Origin of the sequence: Staphylococcus ratti (assembly GCF_020883535.1) — a bacterium.
Classification (GTDB): Bacteria; Bacillota; Bacilli; order Staphylococcales; family Staphylococcaceae; genus Staphylococcus; species Staphylococcus ratti.
Window position 1 is genome coordinate 1,742,995 of sequence record NZ_CP086654.1, and the last position, 26,841, is coordinate 1,769,835.

A 26,841-nucleotide genomic window follows, 5' to 3' on the forward strand; every position below is an offset into this window, starting at 1 on the left:
TTTAGAGAAGACATCTGTTTATATATATACTCATATCAATTGGAAAAATGCTTAATTTTTATAAAATGATGACAAAAAATGAAATACATGCATGATTTTTCCGTTTTTCTTCTATTATATATTGTGTGTATAAAGGTATAACTACCCATCTTGTATGTTCCTTGAAAATATCACTGTATAAATAATCAAGCCTATACAAAAACATTCAAATATAGCACACCATCAAATATTGGGAGGAATTGTCAATTTATAATGCTTTCATAAACACCCTAGAGACCTGTCGTACTTTTGAACTTATAGTTAAAAATAGAGGCTAGCACATCGACGTGTGCTAGCCTCTATTTTTATTATTCGTATTTTTTAAATATTAATACTGCATTATGACCACCAAAACCTAAACTGTTACTCATAGCATAATTGATGTCACAATCTACTGCTTGGTTTGGCGTAATATCTAAATCTATTTCAGGATCATTAGATTCAGCATGAATCGTTGGCGCAATCTTTTTATCTCTAATAGATAATACAGAGAAAATCGCTTCAACACCGCCTGTTGCACCAAGTAAATGGCCTGTCATAGATTTTGTCGAACTGATTTTCAACTGATTTGCTGCTTGGCCGAATGTATTTTTAATGGCTTTAATTTCAAACAAGTCTCCTACAGGTGTACTCGTTCCATGGGCATTTAAATATTGAATATCACTTGGTTCAATACCGGCATCTTTAATGGCCGCTTCCATTGCGCGTGAACCACCTTCGCCATCTGGTCCTGGCGCTGTAATATGGTGCGCATCTCCTGTTGAACCATATCCTACAACTTCAGCATAAATTTTTGCACCACGTGCTTTCGCTGACTCAAGTGATTCAAGGATAAGAATACCCGCGCCTTCTCCCATTACGAAACCATCACGTCCCTCTTGGAAAGGACGACACGCTGTTTCAATATCATCATTTGTAGATAATGCACGACTCGCACTAAATCCAGCGATAGCCATATGCGTAATTGGCGCTTCAGTACCCCCAGCAATCATAGCATCCGCGTCACCACGTTCGATGAATTTAAATGCTTCACCGATAGAGTTTGTCGCCGTCGCACAAGCCGTTACAGTCGCACCGTTAGGACCTTTGGCACCGAGATCGATTGAGACTTGTCCAGTTGCCATATCTGGAATTAACATTGGAACAAAGAAAGGGCTCACACGGCGTGGGCCTTTTTTCTTAAGTAAATCATAAGCTTCCTCAAATGTTTCCATACCACCAATACCTGAACCGATCCATACTCCGACTCTATCAGCATTTGACTCATCAATTGTTAATCCTGAATCTTTTAACGCTTCTCTCGCAGCGACAACGGCATACTGTGTAAAGCGTGACATTTTTCGCGCTTCTTTTTTTGGAATATGTTCTTCTATATTAAAATCTTTTAATTCTCCACCTATATGAACATTATAGGGCTCCGTATCAATACGTGTAATTTTATCAATACCGTTTACGCCTTTTAATGCATTTTCCCACATCGTAGGCACATCATTTCCAATTGGCGATAAAGCCCCTACACCTGTAACTACGACACGTTGTTTTTTAGTCATTAAAGTTCCTCCTTTACTATTTACCCCATCGAATCACTAGTGAGCCCCAAGTTAGTCCGCCTCCAAAGCCAACTAATACGAGCACATCGTCATCTTTAATTCGACCAGCTTTTAATTCATCAGAAATGCTTAATGGAATCGATGCTGCCGAAGTATTGCCATACTTATTCACCGAGACACTCATTTTTTCTTTTGGAATGTTTAATCTTTGTCTCGCTGACTCCATAATGCGGATGTTCGCTTGATGTGGAATGAATAAATCAATATCATCTGGTTGTAAATTCGCTTTTTCTACCACACGTAAAGAAGAATCTCCCATGATACGTACCGCAAATTTGAATACTTCTCGTCCGTTCATACGGATAAAGTCAGTACCTTTTTCTTGATATAAGTACTTGCCTCCAATACCATCAGAACCCAATTCATAACTAAGAATACCACGGTTCTCTGATACTTCGCCAATAATAGCCGCTCCAGCTCCATCTCCAAATAAAATAGCTGTAGAGCGATCTTCTAAATCAGTAATACCAGACAATCTGTCTGCGCCTACTACTAAAATGTTTTTATAGTCTCCAGATAATACATAAGCTCTTGCAGTCACGATACCGTACATAAATCCTGTACATGCTGCGAGTTGATCTACAGAGGCTACTTTATTTAAACCTAATCGGTGTTGAAGCATATTGGCTACTGTTGGAAAACGGTGATCTCCAGTTGAAGTTGCCACAATAACCATGTCTATTTCATCTTTATCAATGCCTGCATCTTCTATCGCACGCACACTGGCTTCATATGCGAGATCCGATGTTTGTTCATCTTTATCTGCCCATCTTCGTTCTTTAATCCCAGTCATTTGGGAAATCCATTCATCTGATGTATCAAGGTACGACTCGAAGTACGCGTTATCAACAACGCGTTCTGGTGCATAAGCTCCAAATCCTTTAATTCCTACATTCATGGTTTGAACACCTTCTTCATGTTTTTTAATACCAGGTATTAATTTACCATAGAAACAATAAAAATTACAAGTCAAATGCCGACACGACTATACAAAGTAATCTAAGACAATTATAATAGAAATATCAGTATAAATGGAGGCAAATCTCAATGAAATACTTCTTTACGTTTTTTTGGGCGGTACTCTTATTAGAGATGATAAATTTCGTATTAAACAGTTTAAATGGCGGCGGTCCACTTAACTTTATCGCACCACTTGTTTTAGCTGTACTTATGGTAGTGGTTGTTGCGTTGATTGATATCGCAATTAAACCTGAAACCGCTTCTCCTGCTAAAAGCAATCAAAAATAATGAATAAGCAAAGGGGCAAGGACATTCGCTGTCCTTGCCCCTCAATTCATTCTTATAATTTTACATCTTACGCTAAGTTTCTTTGACTATGCGCTACATCATACTTCATCGTTTTTCTCTACTTTAAAGACCATTTCACCATCTTCAACATCGCCAAAAACTTTTGTGCCTTCTGGAAGATTTTCTTTAATAATCATACGTGCTAACGGTGTTTCTACATGACGTTGTACAAATCGTTTAAGCGGACGTGCACCAAATTGTGGTTCGTAAGCTGTTTCGCCCATCCATTTTTTCGCTTCTTCAGAAATATCTAGTGTGATACGTTGATCCGTTAATCTCATATTTAGGTTTCTTAATACTTTGTTAACGATCATTTGCATATCTTCTACAGATAACGGTTTGAATAATACAATGTCATCCATACGGTTTAATATTTCTGGTTTAAAATAACTGTGTAAACTCTCCATCACTGCTTTTTCTGTTTCAGCTGTAATTTCTCCAGTATCTTTCACACGGTCGAGTAAAATTTGTGAACCGATATTACTTGTCATAATAATAATTGTATTTTTGAAGTCCACACTTCTACCTTTAGAATCGGTCAATCGACCTTCATCTAAAATTTGAAGCAACACGTTAAACACATCAGAATGTGCTTTTTCAACTTCATCTAAAAGAATTACCGAATATGGATTACGTCGAACGGCTTCTGTCAGTTGACCTCCTTCATCATGACCAACATAACCTGGAGGTGCTCCAATTAATCTTGAAACCGCGTGTTTTTCCATATATTCACTCATATCAATGCGAATCATATGTTTTTCAGAATCAAACAATGTTGAAGCTAACGATTTAGCAAGTTCTGTTTTACCAACACCTGTAGGACCTAAAAATAAGAAAGAACCGATTGGTCGATTAGGGTCTTTAATCCCCGCACGTGCACGTACAACAGCATCCGCAACTAAATCAACTGCACGTCCCTGTCCTACAACACGTTCGTGTAAAATGTCTGACAGATTTAATAACTTTTCGCGTTCAGTTTCGACTAACTTAGATACCGGGATGCCTGTCCATTGACTCACAATCTCACCGATTTCTTCGTCTGTCACCACTTCTCTAATAATGTGGTCATTGTCTCCACCTTGAGCTTCTTGGAAAGCAGCTTCTAAGTCTTTCAATTCTTTTTCAAGTTGTGGTATTTTACCATGTTGTAATTCAGCTGCCTTTTCAAGATCATAGTTATTTTCTGCATCTTCTAGTGCTTTACGGCTTTCATCAAGTTCTGTTCTTTTTTCTTGTACTTTTGCGATTTTTTCTTTTTCACTTTCTACGCGTGATTGTAACTGAGCTTGAAGTTCTTTTTCTTCCGCTAATTCTTCTTGCAATTCTTTAAGACGCATTTGGCTCGCTTCATCAGATTCTTTTTTAAGTGCATTTTCTTCAATTTCTAATTGCATCACACGACGGTTGGCTTGATCAAGTTCTGTTGGGTTAGAACCCATTTCTGTACGAATCGTAGCCGACGCTTGGTCTATAAGATCAATGGCTTTATCTGGTAAAAATCGGTCGGTAATATATCGGTCTGACAACTCCGCTGCAGCAACTAATGCACGGTCTTGAATACGTACGCCATGGTGTACTTCGTAACGTTCTTTAAGACCACGTAAAATTGAAATCGTATCTTCAATATTTGGTTCTTTTACATTTACTTTTTGGAAACGACGTTCTAATGCTGAGTCTTTTTCGATATATTCACGGTATTCATTTAACGTTGTCGCCCCAATACAGTGTAATTCACCACGTGCGAGCATTGGTTTTAACATATTACCTGCGTCCATGGCACCTTCAGTTTTACCGGCACCTACAAGCATATGAATTTCATCAATAAATAACAAAATACGTCCATCAGATTCTTTAACTTCTTTTAAAACGGCTTTTAAACGTTCTTCAAATTCGCCTCGGTATTTTGCGCCTGCAACGAGTGCACTTAAATCTAATTCAAAAACTGTTTTATCTAATAAAGAGTCAGGAACATCACGCTTTACAATACGCTGTGCCAATCCTTCAACTATTGCTGTTTTACCTACACCAGGTTCACCGATTAACACCGGATTGTTTTTCGTTTTACGACTAAGAATTCGAATCGTATTTCGAATTTCCTCATCACGTCCAATAACAGGATCCATATTCCCTTTACGTACTTCTTCTACTAAATCACGACCGTATTTGGCTAATGCTTCATAATTCACTTCAGGATTTTGTGTTGTCACATGATTCCCTCCTCTAACTTTTTTAATAATCTCAATTATAGCTTCTTTTTTATTGCCTACTGCTTGTTTTGTAGTGTCATCGATTTCTATAGCAGCTCTCAACATATGCTCCATCGAAACATACGTATCTTCATATTCATTCATAAATTGTTCGGCTTTATTAAACAAACTATTTGTTTTTGCACCTAAATATTGTCCATATTGTACATTATCGCCTTTAACAGTAGCATAATTTGTTAATTTATCTATATAGGCTTTATTTAAAGCTTCTGTATCAATATTTGCACGTTGTAAAACACTTTGATATAAGCTTTCCGGTTGTTCTAACATTGCTTTTAAAACTGCTTCTATTTCTATATTCGTTAAGTGATATTCTTTTGCATATTCAATGGCTTTTTGAAGCGCATTTTGAATAGAATGTGTAAATTGATTAATATCCAAAATGTCTCACTCCTTTTTCATTTTACAGGTCTTTTGACTTTGACTTTCTTTGACCTTAATTGCATTATACACCTTTAAATTTGGGATTGCAACGGTTTAGTTTGACTTACTTTGACTAAATAAGTGCACCTTCGCTATTAACATTAGCCGTTCTTTACTACTTCAAACATTGGCCAACACTAATAAGAACTCCCTATATCGTTTAGGGAGTTCTCACTTTTAATATCATTTATTTTAGCTTACACCTAATGCAATTTTTGCATAGCGTGACATCATGTCTTTGTTCCAAGGCGGATTCCAAACAATATTGACTTCTGTGTCTTTAATTTCTGGCAATTCACCTAGCGCTGTTTTGACTTGATCAACAATTTGCGGCCCCATCGGACAACCAATTGACGTTAATGTCATCTCAACAGTACAAAGGCCATCATCATCTAAATCTACTTTATAAACAAGGCCTAAATTAACGATATCAATACCTAGTTCAGGGTCAATAACGTTTTCTAAAGCGCCTAAAATGTTATCTTTTAAAGCCTCTTCCATGAGATTCACCTCTCCAATGTAATAACTATCATCAATATATCAAAATTCAGACATTAAGACAATAAAATGCTATGATAGGCTTACATCGAACTTGAGCATAAGGAGACATTTATGAAACAACATTTGATTTGCCTTGATTTAGATGGCACGTTATTAAATGATAACAAAGAAATTTCACCCTATACTTTTAAAGTACTTAAAACCTTACAATCACAAGGTCATGCTATTATGATTTCTACCGGGCGACCTTTCCGTGCAAGTAAACGTTATTATGATGAACTTAACATGGATACGCCAATCGTAAATTTCAATGGCGCTTACGTCCATCACCCTAAAGATCCACATTTTCCGTGTCAACATGCCCGTCTTGATGAAGGCATTGCAACAAGTATTATTGAAACGCTCAAAAAGATGGAGGTTCAAAATATTATTGCTGAAGTCAAAGATCATGTGTACTTGGATCGCTATGATGAAAATCTATATGAAGGATTTAGTATGGGAGAAGCTCAAATTGAAATTGGCGACTTACGAGAACTTTTAAACGAAGATCCTACAAGTATACTGATAGAAGCTGATGAGCATATGATTCCTCGCATCAAACAAACTTTAACACGTTTTTATGCTGAAAACATTGAACATCGCCGTTGGGGCGCGCCTTATCCTGTTATAGAAATCGTCAAAAGAGGCATTAGTAAAGCTGTCGGGATAGACATCGTCAAATCATATCTCAACATCGATCACCAATATATCATTGCCTTTGGTGATGAAGATAATGACATCGAAATGATTAAGTATGCTAAACACGGCGTAGCGATGGCAAATGCCATTCCGGAGTTAAAACATATCGCTAAGGAAACGACATGTTCAAACAATGACGATGGCATCGGCGTATATTTGAATAACTTTTTCCAACTGAATTTAAATAAAGATACTGAAGAGGAGGTACAATAATGAATAAAGTCATTGTAGTAGGTGCTGTTGCAGGTGGTGCAACTGCAGCAAGTCAACTTCGTCGTCTCGATCCCGACGCTCAAATTACCGTTTATGAAAAAGATCGTGATATGAGTTTTGCTAATTGTGGTTTACCTTATTATCTTGGAAATGTCGTTGCTTCTCGTGATGACTTACTCCCAATCACTCCTGATGATTTCAAACAAAGAAAACATATTGATGTCTTAGTAAAACATGAAGTAATTGCTGTCGATAGTCATCAAAAAACGGTAAAAGTCAAAAACCATTCAACAGGAGAAACATTTACCGATCATTATGACACACTCATCCTTAGCCCAGGTGCACGTGCAAATCAATTGAACTTTAATGCGCCTCATCTTTTCACATTACGCAATATGGAAGATACAGATGCCATCGAGCGTTTTATTGAAGAAAATCACGTGGAACGTGTCCTCATTGTCGGTGGTGGCTATGTAAGTTTAGAAGTTTTAGAAAATATGTACTTAAGAGGCCTAAAACCTACACTTATACATCGTTCAGAAGCCATCAATAAACATATGGATCAAGATATGAACCATGTCATCTTCGATATTTTAAAAGATAAAAAGATACCTTATCGCTTAAATGAAGAAATTGCTTCGATAGATGGCAAAAATGTTACGTTTACATCGGGGCTTCAAGAAACATATGATTTAATTATTACTGGGGTTGGCGTCAAACCTAATTCCGATTTCTTAAACAATTCGGGAATACATCTCGATGATAAAGGTTACATTCCTGTTAATGATCGCTTTCAAACAAATCAACCAGATGTCTACGCACTCGGTGATATTATAACAAGCCATTATAGACACGTTGACCTCCCAGCACATATTCCATTGGCATGGGGCGCACATCGTGGTGCGAGCGTCATCGCTGAACAGCTTGCTGGAAATAAAAATATCACTTTTAAAGGTTTCATAGGGGCAAATATCGTGAAATTCTTTGATTGTACTTTAACAAGTACAGGTATTGCTCCAAATGAATTAAAACATTTTGACTATGAAGTGGTAGAAGTCAAACAAACGGCACATGCAGGCTATTATCCTAACAATGCTAAACTTCACTTAAGAGTCTACTATGACAAAAAAAGTCGTCAAATACTTCGAGGCGTTGCTGTAGGACAAAAAGGCGCAGATAAGCGTATTGATGTACTAACAATGGCAATGATGCACCAATCTACTGTAGACGAACTCACTGAATTTGAAGTAGCCTATGCCCCTCCTTATAGCCATCCAAAAGACGCATTAAATATGCTAGGTTATAAAGCACGACCTTAACATCATTTAAAAAGACGCCATACATTGTAGACAATGCATGGCGTCTTTCTTTAAATTAATGAAATAATTGTGTTAGCGGTCCCCATGGTAAAATAATACCAAGAATAATTGTCAATACAGTAACCGCCCATGTCGCAATAAATACGCCACGACTTGGCGCTTTACGTTTCTTACGTGCAATAGACACTTCCATTAAACCTACAATGGCTATCCCCAATACCATTTTGAATGTTAGTAACATATGGTTTGAACCCGCACTCGTAAACGCATTGGCAATAAGCCATACACCCGTAATTAAAACAAAAATCATAAATAAGCGCGTTGCCATATGTAACGGTTTAAAAAGTGGTGTTGGACCTTGTTTGCTTGAAAAATTTTCATAAGTCGCAAAAAATAAAATCAACAAAATAATCCAACTGATCACATGAAGATTAATTAAAACCACAATAACCCCTCCTTTAATACATAACTTTGTTGATTATACCATATTAAATGTATTCATTCATTTAAATAACCGCTACAAAGCGTTTTCAAACACATCAGCAAGTAACCTTTTCTTTACTTACTTGCACATTTACGCTGTCGTTTTTGCCAAAAAAAGAGGCTGAGCCTTTACGAGTGACTGCTCTAGGAAACGCACAAGCGGTGTCCTAAAAACAGGTTGGCTCAACCTCTTTAAAACAAAAATTTATTTTTCAATGTAGTTTGTTAATGTTCCAATATTGTCGACAGTCACTTTCACTTCGTCGCCCGGTTGTAAATATTTTGGTGGGTTCATGCCTGCACCAACCCCCGCTGGCGTACCTGTTGCGATAATATCACCTGGATGTAATGCCACATATTTTGAAATTTCTTCAATGAGTTCGTCGATTTTTAAAATCATTTGTGATGTATTACCATCTTGACGAATTTCGTTGTTCACTTTCGTTACAATGTTAACATTTTCAGGTGTTGGCATTTCATCTTTAGTCACGATATATGGTCCCATTGGGCAAGCGCCTGTAAGACTCTTAGATAAAAAGGCTTGATCGTGCGCTTTTTGTGCTGTACGGTCTGTAATATCATTGATAATCGTATAACCATACACGTAATCTAATGCGAGGCCTTTAGGGATTTTTGAACCTGACTTACCAATCACAATACCGAGTTCACCTTCGTAATCAAGTGTATCAGTAATATCTTTATGATTTGGAATCGTCGTTTCATCGCCTGTTAATGACGATGCTGCTTTTGTAAATACATATAATCGATCTACTTCATGATTGAGTTCTTCAGCATGCGCTTTATAATTACGTCCAAAAGCAATAACATTGTTTGTAGGCGTGACAGGCGGTAAAAATTCAATTTCATCGAATTTTACTTTGTAGTCTTCTCCACGACCACTATCCATCGCAGCAACTACCGCTTTACGTACTTGCTCTTGGAATTCAATCGTTTGATTTTGTTGTAATCCTTGTAATAATGTCTTTGGATGAAAATCACCTTCTGCAAAATCAGCGAAGACTTTTCTTAAATCCCATGCTGCTTCTTCACGTTTTACTTTCACACCAAAAGATGTTTCACCATTATGCTTGAATGACAAAAATTTCATTCATAATCAGCTCCTAACGTATATCTTACACACATTATAACGAAAATTTCAGATAAATCACACAGTTTGCTTTTTGATTTAATCAATTACTAAGGCACCGAACTTGAAGAAATACAAATATCCCGCCACATGTTTGCCAGTTATCGTTTCTAAAGCCTTTTGATAATATTTCATTTGGATGCGATATTTTTCTTTCAATTGTTCACCTATTTCTTCATCGGTCATTCCTCTGCGTCGAATAAAGGCATCTGTTTTATAATCTACAAAAAAGTACTGCTCATCTTTCACAAATACGACGTCAATCATACCTTGAATGATGGCCGCATCAGAAACATGTTGATCCGCTTCCATATCTTGTTGATTAACGACAAAAGGTAATTCTCGATAAAGCGCATCACTGTGTGCGATTGTTTCATATAAATCACTCTGAATAAAACGTTTAATATCATCGATGCGAATATCTTTGACAGCATCTTCTGAAATCATTGCACGCTGAACTAGTGAATCGATATAGTCATTTAACTCATTGTCAGATAACCTTTCTCTTTTAAATGGTAAATGTTGCATTACCCTATGCATTAACGTTCCAATTTCAGAAGCCGAACGTTTTTGTTCTTCTAAAAATGTCGGTCGATTATACGCCGCAACACCTAACCGATATTGACGTACACGGTCATAATTGGTATCCGCCTGTTCTGTTTCTAACTGTCGTTTTAATTCAGATACCGATTGTTTAGAAGCTTGGTTTTCTGCTGCCTTATATGGATATTCAAATAATAAGCGTGCTTCAATTTCTTGCGTATCACGTGTGTTTTTAGCTGCTAGTTGAATGTGTTCATCCAAATCAGACATATTCACGTGTTCTGTTTCATGCTTTTCCTCTGGTAAAATATCAAGCGCTTCAATATGATTGATTTCAAGTGTCGGGGTTAAAGAAGCATCCAATAACTCGACACCTTCCTTAAAGCGCATAGACGGAATTAATGCTGAATTTTGATATTTACTTAAAACACTGTACATCAGTTCAAATGGATTTTTAGCATTAAAACGATATAACGACGTTAATTGATTGTTACTTATCGGAGCTTGAGCAAGTTGCATTAACTTTTCTTCTTTTTTCTCACGCCCTATGAGATAAAGTTGCTCTTTCGCTCTCGTTAATGCCACATAAATTAATCTCATTTCCTCGGAAATAATTTCTTTTCGATTCATTAACTCTATACTCATCGAGATAAGGGATGGATAAAAAATCCCGTGCGTTTCATCATAATATTGAAGCCCTAGTCCTTCTTGCTGATTCAAAATTACCGGTTGATTTAAGTCCATCATATTAAAGTCACGAGTTAGCCCTGAATAGATAACAAATGGAAACTCTAAACCTTTACTACTATGAATAGTCATCATGCGCACCACATTGTCATTAGGACCAATCACGTTTTCTTCTCCAAAGTCTTTGCCTCGTTCAATCATTTGATCGATAAAACGTATAAATTGAAACAATCCTCGAAAACTCGACTGTTCAAAATCAACCGCTTTGTTAAATAAGCCATGAAGGTTTGCACGGCGGCCTTTACCACCTACTAATCCACTGAAATACTGAATTAAATAATAATCGTTAAAAATTTTATCAATCAACTGATAAACAGGGTGACTTTGACTGTATGTTCTATAAACCGTTAAATCTTCCATAAAACGCTCAAGCTTGTCTACAAGGGCTGCCTCCGCCTTTTCAGATGCTAAATAGTTGCTAATAGATTGGTAAAAATAATCATCATGTGGGGACACCACACGTATGTGTGCGAGCTCATCTTCTGTAAACTGAAAAATCACAGAACGCATTAATCCCACTAAATAAATATCTTGTAATGGATTATCAATTACGCGTAAAAAAGATAACATTAAACGTATTTCAGTTTGTTCAAAATATCCTTGTTTGCTATTCACATAAAGCGGAATGTCTCTATCTTTAAACACATGTTGTAAATGGCGTGCGTTACTATAACTTCGCTCCAAAATAACAATGTCTTTATACGTTGCTGGTCGATACTGTTGCGTTTTAATATCATAGACTTTTTGCGTTTGTAATATCGCTTCAACTTGTGAAGCGATCAAATGTGCCTCTTGTTCAGACCCCGTCAACGCACTTGCCTCATCTTCAATTAAAACATTGAATCGCACCGGTACTTCCACTTCATCAAAGGGCGCACCGTAATATAAACGCGCAGCATCATCGTACGCTATTTCTCCCACATCACTATCCATCATATGATGAAACAAGTAATTTGTTGTGTTCAAAACTTCTTTACGCGAGCGAAAATTTTGTGATAAATCGATACGCCAACCACTCGCGTGGTCAGGGTGGTTAAAAGTTTGATACTTCTCAATAAATAAACTTGGATCCGCTTGTCTAAATTTATAAATGGATTGCTTGACATCACCTACCATAAATAAATTCCCATTCGCGGCATTACCACGTTTAAAGCTTGCGATGATTTTCTCTTGCACTCTATTCGTATCTTGATATTCATCGACTAAAATTTCTTCAAAACGCTGACGATACATCTTCGCGACTTCTGAAGGTTCACCCGATTCGTCATACAATATTTTCAAAGCAAAATGCTCATAATCTGTAAAATCCAATAGATTACGTGCACGTTTCGCTTCACTAAATGCCTGTATCACATCTTTCGTTAAACGACTTAAATAGCGTACTCGTGGAGCAAGATGTGCAAGCTCAGCTGTTAATGTTGCATCATCTCGAGCAGCAAGCTCTTGCTGTACTTTTGAAATAAATGTTTTAAATTGATCGTAATGCAATTTAAACGTCTCATAATGCGTATTCATTACTTCATCTTTACCAATGTCACGTGGCTTATTAGGTAAACGCCCTACTTTATATTCTTGAAGTTGGGCTTTATCTATCACACTTTCACTCAAAAACTGTCGTAAAGCCTGACGGTGGTCGTCGATAAATCGGACATGTTTTTCTAAATCTCCAACCATTTGCAATTGTTCATATGCTTGTTCAATTGCATCTTGCGCCGCTTCCATATACAGTCGGATATAATGGTTAATGATATTTAAATAATGTGACTGTAAATGCGCATCGATATAAGGTGCATCAAGTTCATCTAACCATTTTTCCGGTTCAGGATTAGCAACACTAAAATAATATAAACTTTTAATAATTTGTCTCAATCGCTCGTCATTACGGTCTGAGCCGATTTGTTCCGTTAAGTCAATAAAATGGCGGTCTAATATGCTGTAATGTTTTTCAAAAACATCATCGATAACAGCCTCTAACAAAAGGACATTTTCCACTTCACTCGCCGTACGAAAATTGGGATCAATGTTTAAAACATCGTAATGTTGTTGGATTAATTTTAAACAAAAACTATGCAATGTCGAAATTTGCGCTTGATGAATTTTTGCGCTTTGATTTTTGATATGTTGGTTGGAAGGATCTTCTAATATCGCTTGACGTATTCGAGATTCAATACGATGCTTCATTTCTCGAGCACTTAAGTTAGTAAAAGTCACAACGAGCAACCTGTCTACATCAATACCATCTTTTAATATGCGTTGAATAATCCGTTCAACTAGCACTGCCGTTTTCCCTGAACCTGCTGCTGCCGCTACTAGAACATCTTGTCCTTTCGCATAAATACTTTCCCATTGTGCGTCTGTCCACTGCACGCCTTGTGGCTTTTCAGGTATATGCATTATTCTCCCTCCTCTCTTAAACATTCTAGCGGATTGATTTTTTCATCTACTGTTCTATATTTCGGCGCATCAATTAAACTGTCCACATGACATACGGACTGATAATTACAAAAACGACACGGTAGCGTTTCTTTATATTTAAGTGGTGCCACTTCAGTATGACCATCCATAATATTCGTTGCGATTGCTTCAAAATTGCGTTTGTTATGCTGCATTAATTTGTAAAGTGTTGTTTCATCTGCTACTTTACTTGAACTGTAAAAATCGCCATTCTTCTTCAACCTCAATGGCACGATATCTGAGTTGAATCCGTCAATTAAACTCTTGTCATACGCCTCAATAACATCCGAATCACCATTCAACAAACCACTTAATTTATAGGATTTTAAAAATGATGTTTCTAAATTTTCAGTGCTCAAATCAGACCATGTCCGCTTTTCATCTTTAAACTTGTGCACATACATATATAAAAAGCCCCCTGGCTTCAATTCAGATGATAGTCCAAGACGTGCTTTATTTTGTAATGCAATATCCATATACGTCATCATTTGCATTTGTAAGCCGTAATACACTTTGACTAAGTCTAAAGAAGCGCTCGTCGTTGAAGACTTATAATCAATAATATTAATGAAACTTTTATTTTGCGTTTCGTATATGTCAATACGGTCGATTTGACCTCGAATATTAATAGGGATACCTTGTTTCGTTTGAAGCGGTTGAGCCATTAATTCATTATCATTTCTAGGTTGCTTTCTAAATGACTTTTCAAATGCAATCGGCTTGAATTGAGAGTGTTCACTTTGATGTTTCATCGCATGCAATGTCGCTTGAATAATTGCGCCGATACGTCGAGATAAATATTGATAATACGATGTTGAATTAAGCAAATTATATTGTACTTCAGGTAAATAGTTAGCCAGTGCTTCTTCCGTAAGCTGTTGGATTTGTTGTGTTGAAAGTTGATTAAAACGTCCTTGAACTTTCTCAGCAATATAACGTAAAACATCATGGAAAATGGTACCTAAATCAAAACTTTGAAGTTGGTATTTTGTACGTTCGTTTAAACGTAAACCGTGCGAAGCATAATGCTTAAACGGACAACTTTGATAGCCTTCAAATCGCGACACACTGGCATTAATCACTTTACCATAGAGTGATTCGGTCAATACTTGATCCAATTGAACCGTCTCATTGCGATAAGTAAGTGCTGTTTTAAGATGGTTCAGTCCATGAGCTAATGACTCATGTTGTGTCATCACATAATAAACTGCATACCACGTATCTGAAATTAATGCGCCATCAAGCGCGGCTTTTAAAGATTCCAGTAAATGCACTTTGGTCTGATGTGGATGGGCTACAAGTGACATTGTATGACGCTCATGTTCACGCTCAGTATACGTCACTTTAAGTTGTGTGAATAACTTCATTATGTCATTTAAAAATGGACTTATTTCTCGTTCGCTACCGCTACTTTCCATCAAACTATAACTCCACGTCACTTTATCCGTCGCACGTGTCATTGCGTAATAACATACGAACGCTTCATCCATTTGTAAAATATCTGCTGTAGGACTTAATTGCGTTTTAGTCACTTCTTCAAATTGTTTCTTTTCATCATCAGAAATCAAGCTCTTACCTGCTAGCGCTTGAGGCATCACACCGTCGTTCATCCCTATCATATAGATATGTTTTTTATTATCTACCTTTGCTAAATCCATTGTTCCAATCGAAACTTGATCCAACGTTTGAGGAATCATTGAAAATTCTAATTCATTCAATCCGACATCTAAGATTTCAAGAAATCTTGGAAGTGTCATTGATTGTGTTTTAAAAACCGTCACGACATCATCTAAAACGCGGCTAAAACCATTCCAAATTTGGTCTATCTCTTCAGCTGCTGTATGTTTTCCCATTTCATCTAACATATCGCGTTCAGTCATCAATTGATGAGGTAATTCGAATGATTCCATCACTTCATAAAAAGCTGTAGCATAATCTAAAGCATGCGCACCTTCATTTAACGCACTTTCGAATGCCATCAATTTATGAAACACATCATCTTTGAGTGTAATTACGCGCTCAAATAACGCTTGCGTATCTTCATCGATCTTTTTTCGTTTAATCCCCATCTTTTCAAATTGTTCTAACGTGAAAGATTTAGGGTCTATCCACCGTTTGCCACGAATGCCACGTTCTAAAGCATAATTTTCTAATATATCAATACGATGTAAACTATCTGAATATGTACGTGTTAACACATTCGTTTTTAACAAACGCATTAATGGCTCAAAATTCCATTGCGTTTGAAGCACTTCGATCAATGCACGTAACATTTCCATCACTGGGTGATGTGTCATTGATTTTTTCACATCAATACTGTACGGAATATCGTATTGTGGCAATATTGACTCTAGTAAATAAGGATAACTCGGATCTCGATACAATATCGCAATATCATTAAAACGATAACCATTTTCACGCACATCTTTCAAAATACGGCGCGCGATTTCATTAACTTCATCACGCGTAGTAGGCGATTCTAAAATGTTCAGTGATTCTATTTCTGTCGCAAATACACGGGGGATTAACGCATCAAATTCACTTTCTAAATGTTGTAAATCTTGATTGTTAAAGCGATTCACTGTTGAAAATGAGCGACGTTCCAAATTAACATCTAAATGTTTGGCAATGGCTTCTATATGTTGAAGTGTCTCTGAAGGTTTACGAAACATACTAAACGCATCTTTGTCTCCATCTGTCGTTAGAAGTACTGATACCGACTTGGCATGTTGAACAAGCGCTTCAATCACTTTATATTCTTGCGTTGAAAAGTTATGAAACCCATCTATATAAATATCCGCGCGTGCGAGCCAATCAGATTTTGGAATAAGTTCGATAAAACGATTCATTAACGCTTCAGATGTAATAAATTCATCCGTCATATTTTGAATTAACTGGTCATAAATAAGGCCAATATCATGCAACTTGTCTCGTGTCCGTTTATCAAAGGCTTGATTTTCTGATGCTTCTTGTACCATATCAGCAGTAACTGCATACTTTTCAAAATCTTGAATTTGCTCCCTAATTTTAGTACTAAATCCCAAATATTCTGTTTGCGCATGATAAAGTTTAAGATTCGCTTTTTGTGCTTGTAAAATATCATACAGCATCATTTCAATCGCATTCGTGGATAATCTTTTTTCGCTCACACCACCTAACTCTTGAAACACACGATGACTTAATCGTTCAAAGTGCAAAACCTCAGCCCGAACACTGCCACGTAACTCTGCATCGTTTACGAATGCCCGCTCATACAAATACGTCCCTTGCATTGGCGTAATAAGCACAATAGGATCTCCTAAAGGCTGCGCTCGTAATTTCGCTTTTATTTCTTTTAACATCGTCGTACTTTTCCCTGTTCCTGCACGACCTAAAAATACCCGAAACATGCCCTCACCCCTTCATATTACATTCACAATTTATGTTTATTATAGCATTCTCGCTTCAGTTAACTCTACTGTCTCCCCACCTCATTCATATCATCCATTCAAGTCGTAATATCTCAAATCGTTTCTAAAAAAAGAGTGAGACAACGAAACTGTCTCACTCTTAAAAGCCTATACTTATTGTTCTTGTTACTATGACGTAGCTTACTGAAGCTGTCCTATTTTTAATGATCTGGGTTAAAGTTTACTTTAAATTCACCAATTGGCCAAAAACGTAAAGACACTTTCCCTACAATTTGATCTTTATCGATGAGGCCAAAAGCACGGCTATCTTTACTTACTTCACGATTGTCTCCAAGTACAAGATATCTGTCTTTCGGTATTTTATACTTGCCACCACTATTAGGAAGGTCAGATGATTTGAAAGAACCTGTAATTTCTTCATAATTTTTGTGCTTCATATTATAGTCCAAATAAGGTTCTGCTGTTTTCTTCCCATTCACATATAGAACATCGTGTTTATATTCGATATGATCACCTGGCACACCGATAATACGCTTCACATAATCACTGTTTTCATCTGCGTGAAATACAATGACATTACCGCGCTCTAAATGTCCGAACGTTTTACCGAGTTTATTCACTATAACACGTTCCCCATTTTTTAAAGTGGGGTCCATAGAATCCCCTTTGACGTTATATGGCTTGATTACGAAAGCATATAGCAAACCGACAATAAGTAATGCTAAACCTATTGAAATCAACCATTCTATCGTTTCTTTTTTCACTCTCTACACCTCTAGTCTTCAAAATTTGCAGTTATTTTTTCGAAAGGATAATAACGAAGTAAAATCGTACCTATTATATCATTTTTGTCCACAGTTCCAAACGGTTCTGCTGTCGTCGTTCGTGTGAATTGATTCATCACAATATAATGACCTGGAGCAATGATATCACTTTCTTGTTCAGATAGCATCTTAGAAGACCAAGAAGTCACACCTAAATCTTTTATAAATGGATCTTGAACACGTTGATTATCAATGTAAAGTTCACTTTTTTGAATCGCGAGCGATTGACCAGGTTCACCTATAACACGTCCAACCTGAAGCGTTCCATTTTTTCTATATACAATGAAATCATGATAATTAATGTTATTGAGCCGTGGCGCAAGTTGATTGACGATGAAGCGCTCATCTTTTTGAATGATAGGCGCTAAACGATTAGTGTCAGCACGAAATGGGATAGCAATAAAAAGAATGATAAAGCTTATAAAGATGCAGGCGCAAATTGCGGACAAAAGATATTTGAAAATTCGTTTCACCATGTTCCTCCCCTTAATAAAAACACAACTAGATTTATTACAAAATCGAAGTGATCTACCTTTTAATTATTTCTATACCTTACTTCATTATGACACAAAAAGGGAGTGAGACAGAAATCTATTTGATTTCGTCGTCTCACCCCCACAAGGCTGACTAGGGTTGAAAGGAGCTGCTAAGCGAAATTTCAATCCAGACAGCTACTGTGCTTTTTAGCAGTTACCTTCTCATTATAGATGTGAGACAGAAATCTATTTGATTTCGTCGTCTCACCCCCACAAGGCTGACTAGGGTTGAAAGGAGCTACTTATAATCGTTCTTCTAATGCTTTTTTCTTATCTTCAAATCCTGGTTTACCTAATAACGCAAACATATTTTGTTTATATGCTTCCACACCTGGTTGGTTAAATGGATTCACACCTAATTGATAGCCACTCATAGCAACAGCTTTTTCAAAAAAGTATACGAGATAGCCGTACGTAAAGGCATCTAATTGAGGGAGTTTAATGACTAAATTCGGTACACCACCATCTGTATGTGCAAGTAATGTACCTTCAAAGGCTTTCGTATTAACATCATCCACCGTTTTACCTGCTAAATAGTTTAAACCATCTAAATCCTCTTCGTCCTCTTCAATTGTAATACTATGTTTAGGGGATTCTACTTTCAATACTGTTTCAAATAGGAAACGTCGTCCTTCTTGAACATATTGCCCTAATGAATGAAGATCAGTTGTAAAGTTCGCACTTGAAGGATAAATGCCTTTTAAATCTTTACCTTCTGACTCACCGAATAGTTGTTTCCACCATTCATTGAAGTACTGTAAAGATGGTTCATAGTTGATCAACATTTCAGTTGTGTAGCCTTTACTGTATAGAATGTTACGGATTGTTGCATATTGATATGCGATATTTTGTGTTACATCTTCTGAGCTTAATTCTTCGCGCGCTTGCGCAGCCCCAGCCATCATATTTTCAATATCGATACCTGCTACTGCGATTGGTAATAAACCAACGGCAGTTAAAACAGAAAAACGACCGCCAACATCATCAGGAACTACAAAAGATTCATAACCTTCATTTGTCGCTAATTGCTTTAAAGCACCTTTCGCTTTATCTGTCGTCGCAAAAATACGCTTAACTGCTTCATCTTTACCATATTTCTCTTCTAACAATTTTTTGAAAATACGGAATGCGACTGCCGGTTCCGTAGTTGTACCCGATTTAGAAATAACATTTACGGAAAAGTCTTTATCCGCTAAGTAATCGATCAATTCTTGTGTATACGTTGATGATAAATGATGTCCCGCAAAAATGATTTCCGGTGTTTCATTATCTTTTTTAAACGCCGGTGTTAACATTTCAATTGTTGAACGCGCGCCAAGGTATGAACCACCAATACCGATGACAACGAGTACATCAGAATTTGATTTAATTTGTTCTGCAGATTTTTGAATACGTGCAAATTCCTCTTTGTCATAATCTACTGGTAAGTCTACCCAACCTAAAAAGTCGCTACCCGCACCTGTACCTTCATGAATTGTGTGGTGTACTAATTTGACAAGGTCAGCCTGTTGATTTATTTCATGTTGCTCAAAAAATGATAACGCTTTTTGGTAATCTAATTGAATATGTGTCATGCACTGCGCCTCCTAAATTTTCTAACTATCGTTATTCTACTAAGATTTTCATGCATTTTCAATTTTCAAACGCATATTAAAGTGTCAATTCGATGACTTCTAAATGTATATTTATTTAAATACTTGCATAATAAAACATTTGTGTTATAGTTGTCGTTATACTTATTAAAAATACAACTAGGGGGAATTCAAATGAATAAACAAAAAGTAGTTTTAGCCTATTCAGGTGGTTTAGATACAAGTGTTGCCGTTCAATGGTTAATTGATCAAGGCTATGATGTTGTAGCATGTTGTTTAGATGTCGGAGAAGGTAAAGATTTAGACGTAGTCTATCAAAAAGCGCTAGACATGGGGGCGATTGAATCTCATATTATCGATGCTACAAAAGAATTTAGCGAAGATTACGTCGGCTATGCTATTAAAGGAAACTTAATGTATGAACAAACATATCCTTTAGTTTCTGCATTATCTCGCCCACTGATTGCTAAAAAACTTGTCGAAATCGCGCACGAAACAAATGCCAATACTATAGCACACGGTTGTACAGGTAAAGGAAATGACCAAGTACGCTTTGAAGTCGCTATTAAAGCATTAAATCCTGAACTCAATGTTATAGCCCCGGTGAGAGAATGGGGATGGAGCCGTGAAGAAGAAATCGACTATGCCAAAAAGCATGATATTCCTGTTCCTATTGGCAAAGCCTCTCCATATTCTATTGATCAAAACTTATGGGGAAGAAGCAATGAATGTGGTATTTTAGAAGATCCTTTTGTTGCGCCTCCAAAAGATGCTTTTGATTTAACACAGGAACTAGAAGACACACCTGATACACCTGAAGAAATTTTAATCACCTTTAACAAAGGTTTGCCTACACATATTGATAGTCAACCTTACGAATTAGATGATTTAATTCTTCATTTAAATGAAATCGCCGGTAAACATGGCATAGGCCGTATTGATCATATTGAAAACAGATTAGTCGGTATAAAATCACGTGAAGTATATGAAACCCCCGGCGCAGAAGTTATTTTAACAGCTCATAAAGCATTGGAATCTATCACGTTAACAAAAGAAGTGGCACATTTTAAGCCTGTTATTGAGAAACAATTTGCCGAACAAGTCTATAACGGGTTATGGTTCTCACCTTTAACAGATGCACTCAAAGCGTTTGTTGATCAAACACAACAACACGTTACTGGTGACGTCCGCATTAAAATGTTTAAAGGTCATGCCATTGCAAATGGAAGAAAATCAGACTATACACTCTATAATGAATCCCTTGCGACATACACAAAAGAAGATGCTTTTAATCAATCCTCTGCAGTTGGTTTTATTGATATTTATGGCCTACCTACGAAAGTAAATGCAATGCAAAATGGAGGTTATCAAAATGACTAAAAAAGCATGGGGCGGTCGTTTTGAAGCACAACCAGAAGCGTGGGTTGACGCTTTTAACGCATCGATTCATTTCGACCAAACGCTTATCGATGAAGATATTGAAGGAAGTATCGCACACGCAACGATGTTAGCACATCAACAAATTCTTACTCAAGACGAATGTACAACTATCATTCAAGGTTTAAAGGCGATTCAAAAAGATTTTCATGACGGCAACATTCAATTTCAAGATGCTTTAGAGGATATTCACTTAAATATTGAACATGAATTGATTCAACGTATTGGTTCTGTAGGCGGCAAATTGCATACAGGCCGTAGCCGAAACGATCAAGTTGCAACGGATATGCATTTATATACAAAAAAAGAAGTGCAACATATCATTGCTGCGCTTCAAAAGTTTCAAAAAACCATCATCGACTTAGCAAAGCATCATGTTGAAACGATTATGCCTGGCTATACACATCAACAAAGAGCACAGCCTATTTCATTTGCACATCATATTATGACTTATTTTTGGATGTTAGAACGTGATAAAAATCGCTTTCAAGATGCATTAAAACGTATCGATATTTCACCACTCGGTGCAGCTGCATTAAGCGGTACAACCTATCCTATCGATCGCTTTGAGACACAACGTCTTTTAGGATTTGCTGCTGTTTATGAAAATAGCTTAGATGCAGTCAGTGATAGAGATTATATTGTTGAAACTTTACATGCAATCAGTTTAACAATGGTGCATTTGTCTCGTTTTGCTGAAGAAATTATTTTCTGGTCTTCAGAAGAAGCACAATTCATTACACTATCTGATACCTTTTCAACTGGTTCATCTATTATGCCACAAAAGAAGAATCCAGATATGGCAGAATTAATACGTGGTAAAGTAGGCCGTACGACAGGGCATTTAATGAGTCTATTAATGACGTTAAAAGGCTTGCCTCTCGCTTACAATAAAGATATGCAAGAAGACAAAGAAGGGCTCTTTGATGCGATTCATACGCTTAAAGGTGCTTTACACATCTTTGAGGGAATGCTGAAAAGTATGCATGTCAATACTGAACGCCTATCTGAAACTACAGAAAAAGATTTCTCTAATGCAACTGAATTAGCAGATTATCTTGTGATGAAAGACGTTCCTTTTAGAGAAGCACATGAAATTGTCGGAAAAATCGTGTTATGGTCTATACAAAATCATACATTTTTACTTGACGTACCTCTAGAAGTTTATCAGCAACATCATAATGCAATTGATCAAGATGTTTACACATATTTACGCCCTTCTGAAGCTGTAAAACGACGCAAAAGTTATGGTTCTACCGGACAAAAAGCAGTGAAACATCAAATTTCAGTAGCCGAATCATTAATTTAATGTAAAATTTGTTAATAGTTAAAAGGTTCATTAAATCCTATTGTTTTTTTATTCTATATACTATAATTTAAAGGGGTATTCCCACCTAAAACAAAGGAGGATTTATAATGAATCGTTATTCTAGGTTAATCGTTTCTTCAAGCATAGTCACAACTTTACTTGTTGGAGGTATTGCAATCCCTTCACAAGCGCAAGCTGGGTCTGTACAAAGTGCGACAAATCAAGGCAAGGCAACGCCATTATCCCCATCTGTACATAATGTTTTAGATAAAAAACACGTGACTATTGGGCACCGTGGTGCCAGTGGCTATGCACCAGAACACACCATCGCTTCTTACGATAAAAGCATTAACGAGATGGGTTCTGATTTTCTAGAAATAGACTTGCAAATGACAAAAGATGGTCATCTAATTGCAATGCATGACGAAACCGTAAATCGCACGACAAATGGTAAAGGACGTGTAGATCAATATACACTCGCAGAATTAAAACAATTAGACGCAGGTTCATGGTTTAATAAAGCATATCCTAAATATAAAAACCCTAAATTTGTCGGCCAAAAAGTGCTTTCTTTAGATGAAATATTTAAGCGTTACGGCACAAAAACAAATTACTATATTGAAACAAAATCGCCTAACGTTTATCCAGGTATGGAAGAAAAATTACTAAAAACGATGCATCGCTATGGTTTAGACAAGAAAAATCAGTTGGCAAACGGTAAAGTCGTGATCCAATCCTTTTCTCAAGAAAGTTTACAAAAGATTCATCATATAAATCCTTATGTACCGCTTGTCCAGCTAACAGATGCTGGCCAATTGACGACAATGACTGAAAAAGATTTAAAAAAGGTAAAAACGTATGCTGTAGGTATCGGACCTGATTATCACGATTTAAATAGAAAAAATACGAAGCATCTTAGAAATTTAGGGTTTTATGTACATCCTTATACTGTGAATACCGTTGCTGATATGAAACGTTTAAATTCATATGGTGTTACAGGTGTTTTCACAAACTACCCTGATTTATATAGTAACCTTATCAAAAAGAAATAAGCATTCAAAAATTTTCTTGTTTACATAACGTGGACGAAAAATTGAATTTTCTTTAAATTTTTGTAAATTTAAGGAATTAATACTATAAATGGTTTATTATATAATTGTAAGTGAAAAAATACAAAGGAGTTGTCATTATGAAAACAAAGGCTATTAAAATTGCATTATCCAGCACCCTGTTACTAGTAGGTCTAGCTCCAACTATGAATTCTCATACTGTAAAAGCACAATCACTTAATCAAACTCAAACACCAGAAAAAAATCAATTAACTAGTACTCTAAAAATTAAAATAGATAAATACGTTACTGTTTCAAATAATAAATTTATTTTAGACTCACGTGCTAATAATTCTTTAACAGCTAAAGAATTAGCTACAGCTAATACTTATATAACTCAAAGTAATAATATGATTTCAGAAAATAATTTAATTATTGATAAAAATACAAAAGTAGCTAAAGGAAATATAACTGTAGAAGGAATATCAACAAGAAGTGCCGCTAAAGGAGTTAATTCAATAAAAGTATATTGGTGGGGGGCTAAAGTATTTTTAAATTCTCACCAGGCTGAAGCATTAAAACAAGCAGCTATTGCAGGAGGATCAACAGGTTTAGGTGGAATGTTTGGTGGAATTGGAGGAGCAACAGCTGGAGCAGCTATCGGAGGATATTTGGCAAGTATAGCTAGTAATTATCCAATTACAAGAGGAATCTGGTTGGACTATAACATTTTTACAAGATCAATTACTAACTTTGGATGGCAATAGTTAAATGCAAAATAATATACTAAAAATAGTTATACTTGCAATAATAATTGGTATTACTCAATACTGTATCGTTATCTTCTCCCCCACTTCTAATACCATAATCAATATACTAATTTTAATTATCGTATTAATTCTATCTTCTATCTTGTTGAAAATACCTTTTACTAAAAGCAATAAATAAAATTAAGATTAGAAAACGTCAAAAAAGACATCTGTATTCACGGATGTCTTTTTTGACGTTTTCTAAGGGAAATTTAGAGTATTCTTTATCTTTTTAGTTAAAGTACCCATCGTATGAAATATTTTCGTCTATCCCTTATTCTGACGTTAAAAGGTCATTTTAACTATACATCAACGACCCCATTTTTTGTATTTAACTCATGTGTTACTATCACAAATCTTTTATACACACGCACATTACACATGCTTTACTGGTATACAGATTGCATTTATTCCAATTTCTTTTTTGTGTAGAAACTTTGAACCCTAACACTCCCGAGGCATAGAGCCAAAACCGAAAATCCGGAAGAGATACAGAAATCACATAACATTGATTTCGTAGTATCTCCCCCCGCAACTATGACTAGGTTTCTAATAACAGTTAGAAACCAGTCATAGACTGCGTTGATAAGGAACACGTATTTCATTACATTCAAAAAACGTGTTCATACAGAGGTAAGACGCCTGGGAAAGTGAGACTCGAAGTAGCAATCGGAAGTTTGCGTCTTAATTATTATAGATACATAACCACCATATAAAGTGTATAGCATTCAAAAAACGCAAAGTTGTTCAATGACAACTTTGCGTTTTTATGTTATGTGATTGATTTATGCCCAACCGCGGTAACGTGCAGCCTCTGCTGTACGTTTAATACCTATAATATAAGCCGCTAAGCGCATATCGATTTTACGATTTTGAGAAAGGTTGTAAATCGTATCAAAAGCACTCACTAGTTTTTCACGAAGCTTCTCATTAACTTCTTCTTCTGTCCAATAATAACCTGTGTTATTTTGTACCCATTCGAAGTAAGATACTGTAACGCCACCTGCACTTGCTAACACGTCAGGAACGAGTAATACACCACGTTCTGTTAAGATTTTAGTTGCTTCTGGCGTTGTTGGGCCGTTTGCCGCTTCAACAACGATTTCAGCTTTAATATCATTCGCATTGTCTGCTGTAATTTGGTTTGCAATTGCAGCCGGTACTAAAATATCACAGTCTAATTCAAACAATTCTTTGTTTGAAATCGTATCTTCAAATAAATTCGTTACCGTACCAAAACTATCACGACGGTCTAATAGGTAGTCAATGTCTAACCCTTCTGGATCATGTAATGCACCATAAGCATCTGAAATACCTACAATTTTAGCCCCTTGATCATATAAGAATTTCGCTAAGAAACTACCTGCATTACCGAATCCTTGAATTACGATACGTGAATCTTTAATAGACTTGCCACGGCGTTTTGCCGCTTCTTCAATCGCAATAACAACACCTAATGCTGTAGAACGGTCACGTCCTTGAGAACCACCAAGCACGATAGGTTTTCCTGTAATAAAGCCTGGAGAATTAAATTCGTCCATCTGACTATATTCATCCATCATCCAAGCCATAATTTGAGAGTTTGTAAATACGTCAGGTGCTGGAATATCTTTTGTTGGTCCAACAATTTGTGAAATCGCACGAACATAACCTCTTGAAAGACGTTCTACTTCATGGATACTCATTTGACGTGGGTCACATACGATGCCACCTTTACCCCCACCATAAGGGAGGTTGACAATACCACATTTTAATGTCATCCACATAGACAACGCTTTAACTTCTTCTTCATCAACGTCTGGATGAAAACGTACCCCACCTTTTGTCGGTCCAACAGCATCATTATGTTGTGCACGGTAACCTGTAAAAGTTTTTACTGTTCCATCATCCATTTTAACTGGAATGCGAACTGTTAAGAATCTTAAAGGTTCTTTAATCAATTCATACATCCCATCATCAAAACCTAATTTGTGCATTGCTTCTTTAATAATACCTTGCGTTGACGTCACTAGATTATTTTTTTCAGCCATGATCCATTTCGCCTCTTTTTCCTACTTTGTTTTCGCTTACATTAGTCATTGTA

General features: G+C 36.4%; 19 protein-coding genes. 7 read left to right on the forward strand and 12 right to left on the reverse strand.

Annotated features, from left to right (window positions below; translation table 11 throughout):
• Positions 1-347: 347 nt before the first annotated feature.
• Entirely contained in the window at positions 348-1,589 is a 1,242-nt protein-coding gene (gene fabF / locus LN051_RS08355; RefSeq protein WP_229292084.1) for a beta-ketoacyl-ACP synthase II, read from the reverse strand.
• A gap of 16 nt (positions 1,590-1,605) precedes the next feature.
• Positions 1,606-2,547: a beta-ketoacyl-ACP synthase III gene (locus tag LN051_RS08360; RefSeq protein ID WP_229292085.1), complete on the reverse strand. Its 942-nt coding sequence runs from the start codon at positions 2,545-2,547 to the stop codon at positions 1,606-1,608.
• Positions 2,548-2,696: 149 nt separating this feature from the next.
• On the opposite strand from LN051_RS08360, the gene LN051_RS08365 reads away from it, so the two are divergent.
• Positions 2,697-2,897, forward strand: coding sequence for a DUF2929 family protein (locus LN051_RS08365; protein WP_229292086.1), 201 nt, complete (start codon positions 2,697-2,699; stop codon positions 2,895-2,897).
• Between the two features lie 98 nt (positions 2,898-2,995).
• On the opposite strand, the gene clpB is transcribed toward LN051_RS08365, so the two are convergent.
• Entirely contained in the window at positions 2,996-5,605 is a 2,610-nt protein-coding gene (clpB, locus tag LN051_RS08370) for an ATP-dependent chaperone ClpB (protein WP_229292087.1), read from the reverse strand.
• 234 nt (positions 5,606-5,839) lie between these two features.
• A complete protein-coding gene (locus tag LN051_RS08375; RefSeq protein WP_229292088.1) occupies positions 5,840-6,148 on the reverse strand; it encodes a metal-sulfur cluster assembly factor in 309 nt (102 codons plus the stop codon).
• 111 nt (positions 6,149-6,259) lie between these two features.
• On the opposite strand from LN051_RS08375, the gene LN051_RS08380 reads away from it, so the two are divergent.
• The gene (locus tag LN051_RS08380) at positions 6,260-7,099 is read left to right on the forward strand and encodes a Cof-type HAD-IIB family hydrolase (RefSeq protein WP_229292089.1); all 840 of its coding nucleotides are present in this window, start codon (positions 6,260-6,262) and stop codon (positions 7,097-7,099) included.
• The gene (locus LN051_RS08385; RefSeq protein ID WP_229292090.1) at positions 7,099-8,418 is read left to right on the forward strand and encodes a CoA-disulfide reductase; all 1,320 of its coding nucleotides are present in this window, start codon (positions 7,099-7,101) and stop codon (positions 8,416-8,418) included. Before LN051_RS08380 ends, LN051_RS08385 begins: the two co-directional genes overlap by 1 nt.
• 55 nt (positions 8,419-8,473) lie before the next feature.
• Here LN051_RS08385 and LN051_RS08390 read toward each other — a convergent pair whose 3' ends face one another.
• From LN051_RS08390 to LN051_RS08420, 7 genes are all read right to left on the reverse strand, one after another.
• Positions 8,474-8,863 carry a YisL family protein gene (locus LN051_RS08390; protein WP_229292091.1) on the reverse strand — a complete coding sequence of 130 codons (390 nt, stop codon included), beginning with the start codon at positions 8,861-8,863 and terminating at the stop codon, positions 8,474-8,476.
• A gap of 243 nt (positions 8,864-9,106) precedes the next feature.
• Entirely contained in the window at positions 9,107-10,009 is a 903-nt protein-coding gene (locus tag LN051_RS08395; protein WP_229292092.1) for a fumarylacetoacetate hydrolase family protein, read from the reverse strand.
• 78 nt (positions 10,010-10,087) lie between these two features.
• On the reverse strand, positions 10,088-13,732 hold the full coding sequence (addA, locus tag LN051_RS08400) for a helicase-exonuclease AddAB subunit AddA (protein WP_229292093.1): 3,645 nt from the start codon (positions 13,730-13,732) through the stop codon (positions 10,088-10,090).
• Complete coding sequence (gene addB / locus LN051_RS08405; protein ID WP_229292094.1) at positions 13,732-17,181, reverse strand: helicase-exonuclease AddAB subunit AddB; 3,450 nt, start codon at positions 17,179-17,181, stop codon at positions 13,732-13,734. Before addB ends, addA begins: the two co-directional genes overlap by 1 nt.
• A 221-nt stretch (positions 17,182-17,402) precedes the next feature.
• The gene (gene lepB / locus LN051_RS08410) at positions 17,403-17,966 is read right to left on the reverse strand and encodes a signal peptidase I (RefSeq protein ID WP_229292095.1); all 564 of its coding nucleotides are present in this window, start codon (positions 17,964-17,966) and stop codon (positions 17,403-17,405) included.
• A gap of 11 nt (positions 17,967-17,977) precedes the next feature.
• A complete protein-coding gene (gene lepB, locus LN051_RS08415; protein ID WP_229292096.1) occupies positions 17,978-18,502 on the reverse strand; it encodes a signal peptidase I in 525 nt (174 codons plus the stop codon).
• 302 nt (positions 18,503-18,804) lie between these two features.
• Entirely contained in the window at positions 18,805-20,136 is a 1,332-nt protein-coding gene (locus LN051_RS08420; RefSeq protein ID WP_229292097.1) for a glucose-6-phosphate isomerase, read from the reverse strand.
• 192 nt (positions 20,137-20,328) lie between these two features.
• Between LN051_RS08420 and LN051_RS08425 the strand changes: the two genes are divergently transcribed.
• From LN051_RS08425 to LN051_RS08440, 4 genes are all read left to right on the forward strand, one after another.
• Positions 20,329-21,534 (forward strand): argininosuccinate synthase, encoded by a 1,206-nt coding sequence (locus LN051_RS08425; RefSeq protein WP_229292098.1) that lies wholly within the window; start codon positions 20,329-20,331, stop codon positions 21,532-21,534.
• A complete protein-coding gene (argH, locus tag LN051_RS08430) occupies positions 21,527-22,900 on the forward strand; it encodes an argininosuccinate lyase (RefSeq protein WP_229292099.1) in 1,374 nt (457 codons plus the stop codon). Before LN051_RS08425 ends, argH begins: the two co-directional genes overlap by 8 nt.
• Before the next feature lie 107 nt (positions 22,901-23,007).
• Positions 23,008-23,952, forward strand: coding sequence for a glycerophosphodiester phosphodiesterase (locus LN051_RS08435; protein WP_229292100.1), 945 nt, complete (start codon positions 23,008-23,010; stop codon positions 23,950-23,952).
• A 137-nt stretch (positions 23,953-24,089) separates the two neighbouring features.
• Positions 24,090-24,716: a hypothetical protein gene (locus LN051_RS08440; protein ID WP_229292101.1), complete on the forward strand. Its 627-nt coding sequence runs from the start codon at positions 24,090-24,092 to the stop codon at positions 24,714-24,716.
• Between the two features lie 827 nt (positions 24,717-25,543).
• Here the strand turns inward: LN051_RS08440 and LN051_RS08445 are convergent.
• Positions 25,544-26,788, reverse strand: a complete 1,245-nt coding sequence (locus LN051_RS08445) for a Glu/Leu/Phe/Val family dehydrogenase (RefSeq protein WP_229292102.1) — start codon at positions 26,786-26,788, stop codon at positions 25,544-25,546.
• Between the last annotated feature and the right edge of the window lie 53 nt (positions 26,789-26,841).

Bases quoted from the DNA above. Each gene is read 5' to 3' on its own strand.
- LN051_RS08380 (WP_229292089.1), top strand. From the start codon at position 6,260: ATGAAACAACATTTGATTTGCCTTGATTTAGATGGCACGTTATTAAAT.
- addA (WP_229292093.1), bottom strand. From the start codon at position 13,732: ATGCATATACCTGAAAAGCCACAAGGCGTGCAGTGGACAGACGCACAA.
- LN051_RS08360 (WP_229292085.1), bottom strand. From the start codon at position 2,547: ATGAATGTAGGAATTAAAGGATTTGGAGCTTATGCACCAGAACGCGTT.
- LN051_RS08420 (WP_229292097.1), bottom strand. From the start codon at position 20,136: ATGACACATATTCAATTAGATTACCAAAAAGCGTTATCATTTTTTGAG.
- lepB (WP_229292096.1), bottom strand. From the start codon at position 18,502: ATGGTGAAACGAATTTTCAAATATCTTTTGTCCGCAATTTGCGCCTGC.
- LN051_RS08425 (WP_229292098.1), top strand. From the start codon at position 20,329: ATGAATAAACAAAAAGTAGTTTTAGCCTATTCAGGTGGTTTAGATACA.
- LN051_RS08440 (WP_229292101.1), top strand. From the start codon at position 24,090: ATGAAAACAAAGGCTATTAAAATTGCATTATCCAGCACCCTGTTACTA.
- addB (WP_229292094.1), bottom strand. From the start codon at position 17,181: ATGTTTCGGGTATTTTTAGGTCGTGCAGGAACAGGGAAAAGTACGACG.
- LN051_RS08445 (WP_229292102.1), bottom strand. From the start codon at position 26,788: ATGGCTGAAAAAAATAATCTAGTGACGTCAACGCAAGGTATTATTAAA.
- LN051_RS08395 (WP_229292092.1), bottom strand. From the start codon at position 10,009: ATGAAATTTTTGTCATTCAAGCATAATGGTGAAACATCTTTTGGTGTG.
- LN051_RS08375 (WP_229292088.1), bottom strand. From the start codon at position 6,148: ATGGAAGAGGCTTTAAAAGATAACATTTTAGGCGCTTTAGAAAACGTT.
- argH (WP_229292099.1), top strand. From the start codon at position 21,527: ATGACTAAAAAAGCATGGGGCGGTCGTTTTGAAGCACAACCAGAAGCG.
- LN051_RS08385 (WP_229292090.1), top strand. From the start codon at position 7,099: ATGAATAAAGTCATTGTAGTAGGTGCTGTTGCAGGTGGTGCAACTGCA.
- fabF (WP_229292084.1), bottom strand. From the start codon at position 1,589: ATGACTAAAAAACAACGTGTCGTAGTTACAGGTGTAGGGGCTTTATCG.
- LN051_RS08365 (WP_229292086.1), top strand. From the start codon at position 2,697: ATGAAATACTTCTTTACGTTTTTTTGGGCGGTACTCTTATTAGAGATG.
- LN051_RS08435 (WP_229292100.1), top strand. From the start codon at position 23,008: ATGAATCGTTATTCTAGGTTAATCGTTTCTTCAAGCATAGTCACAACT.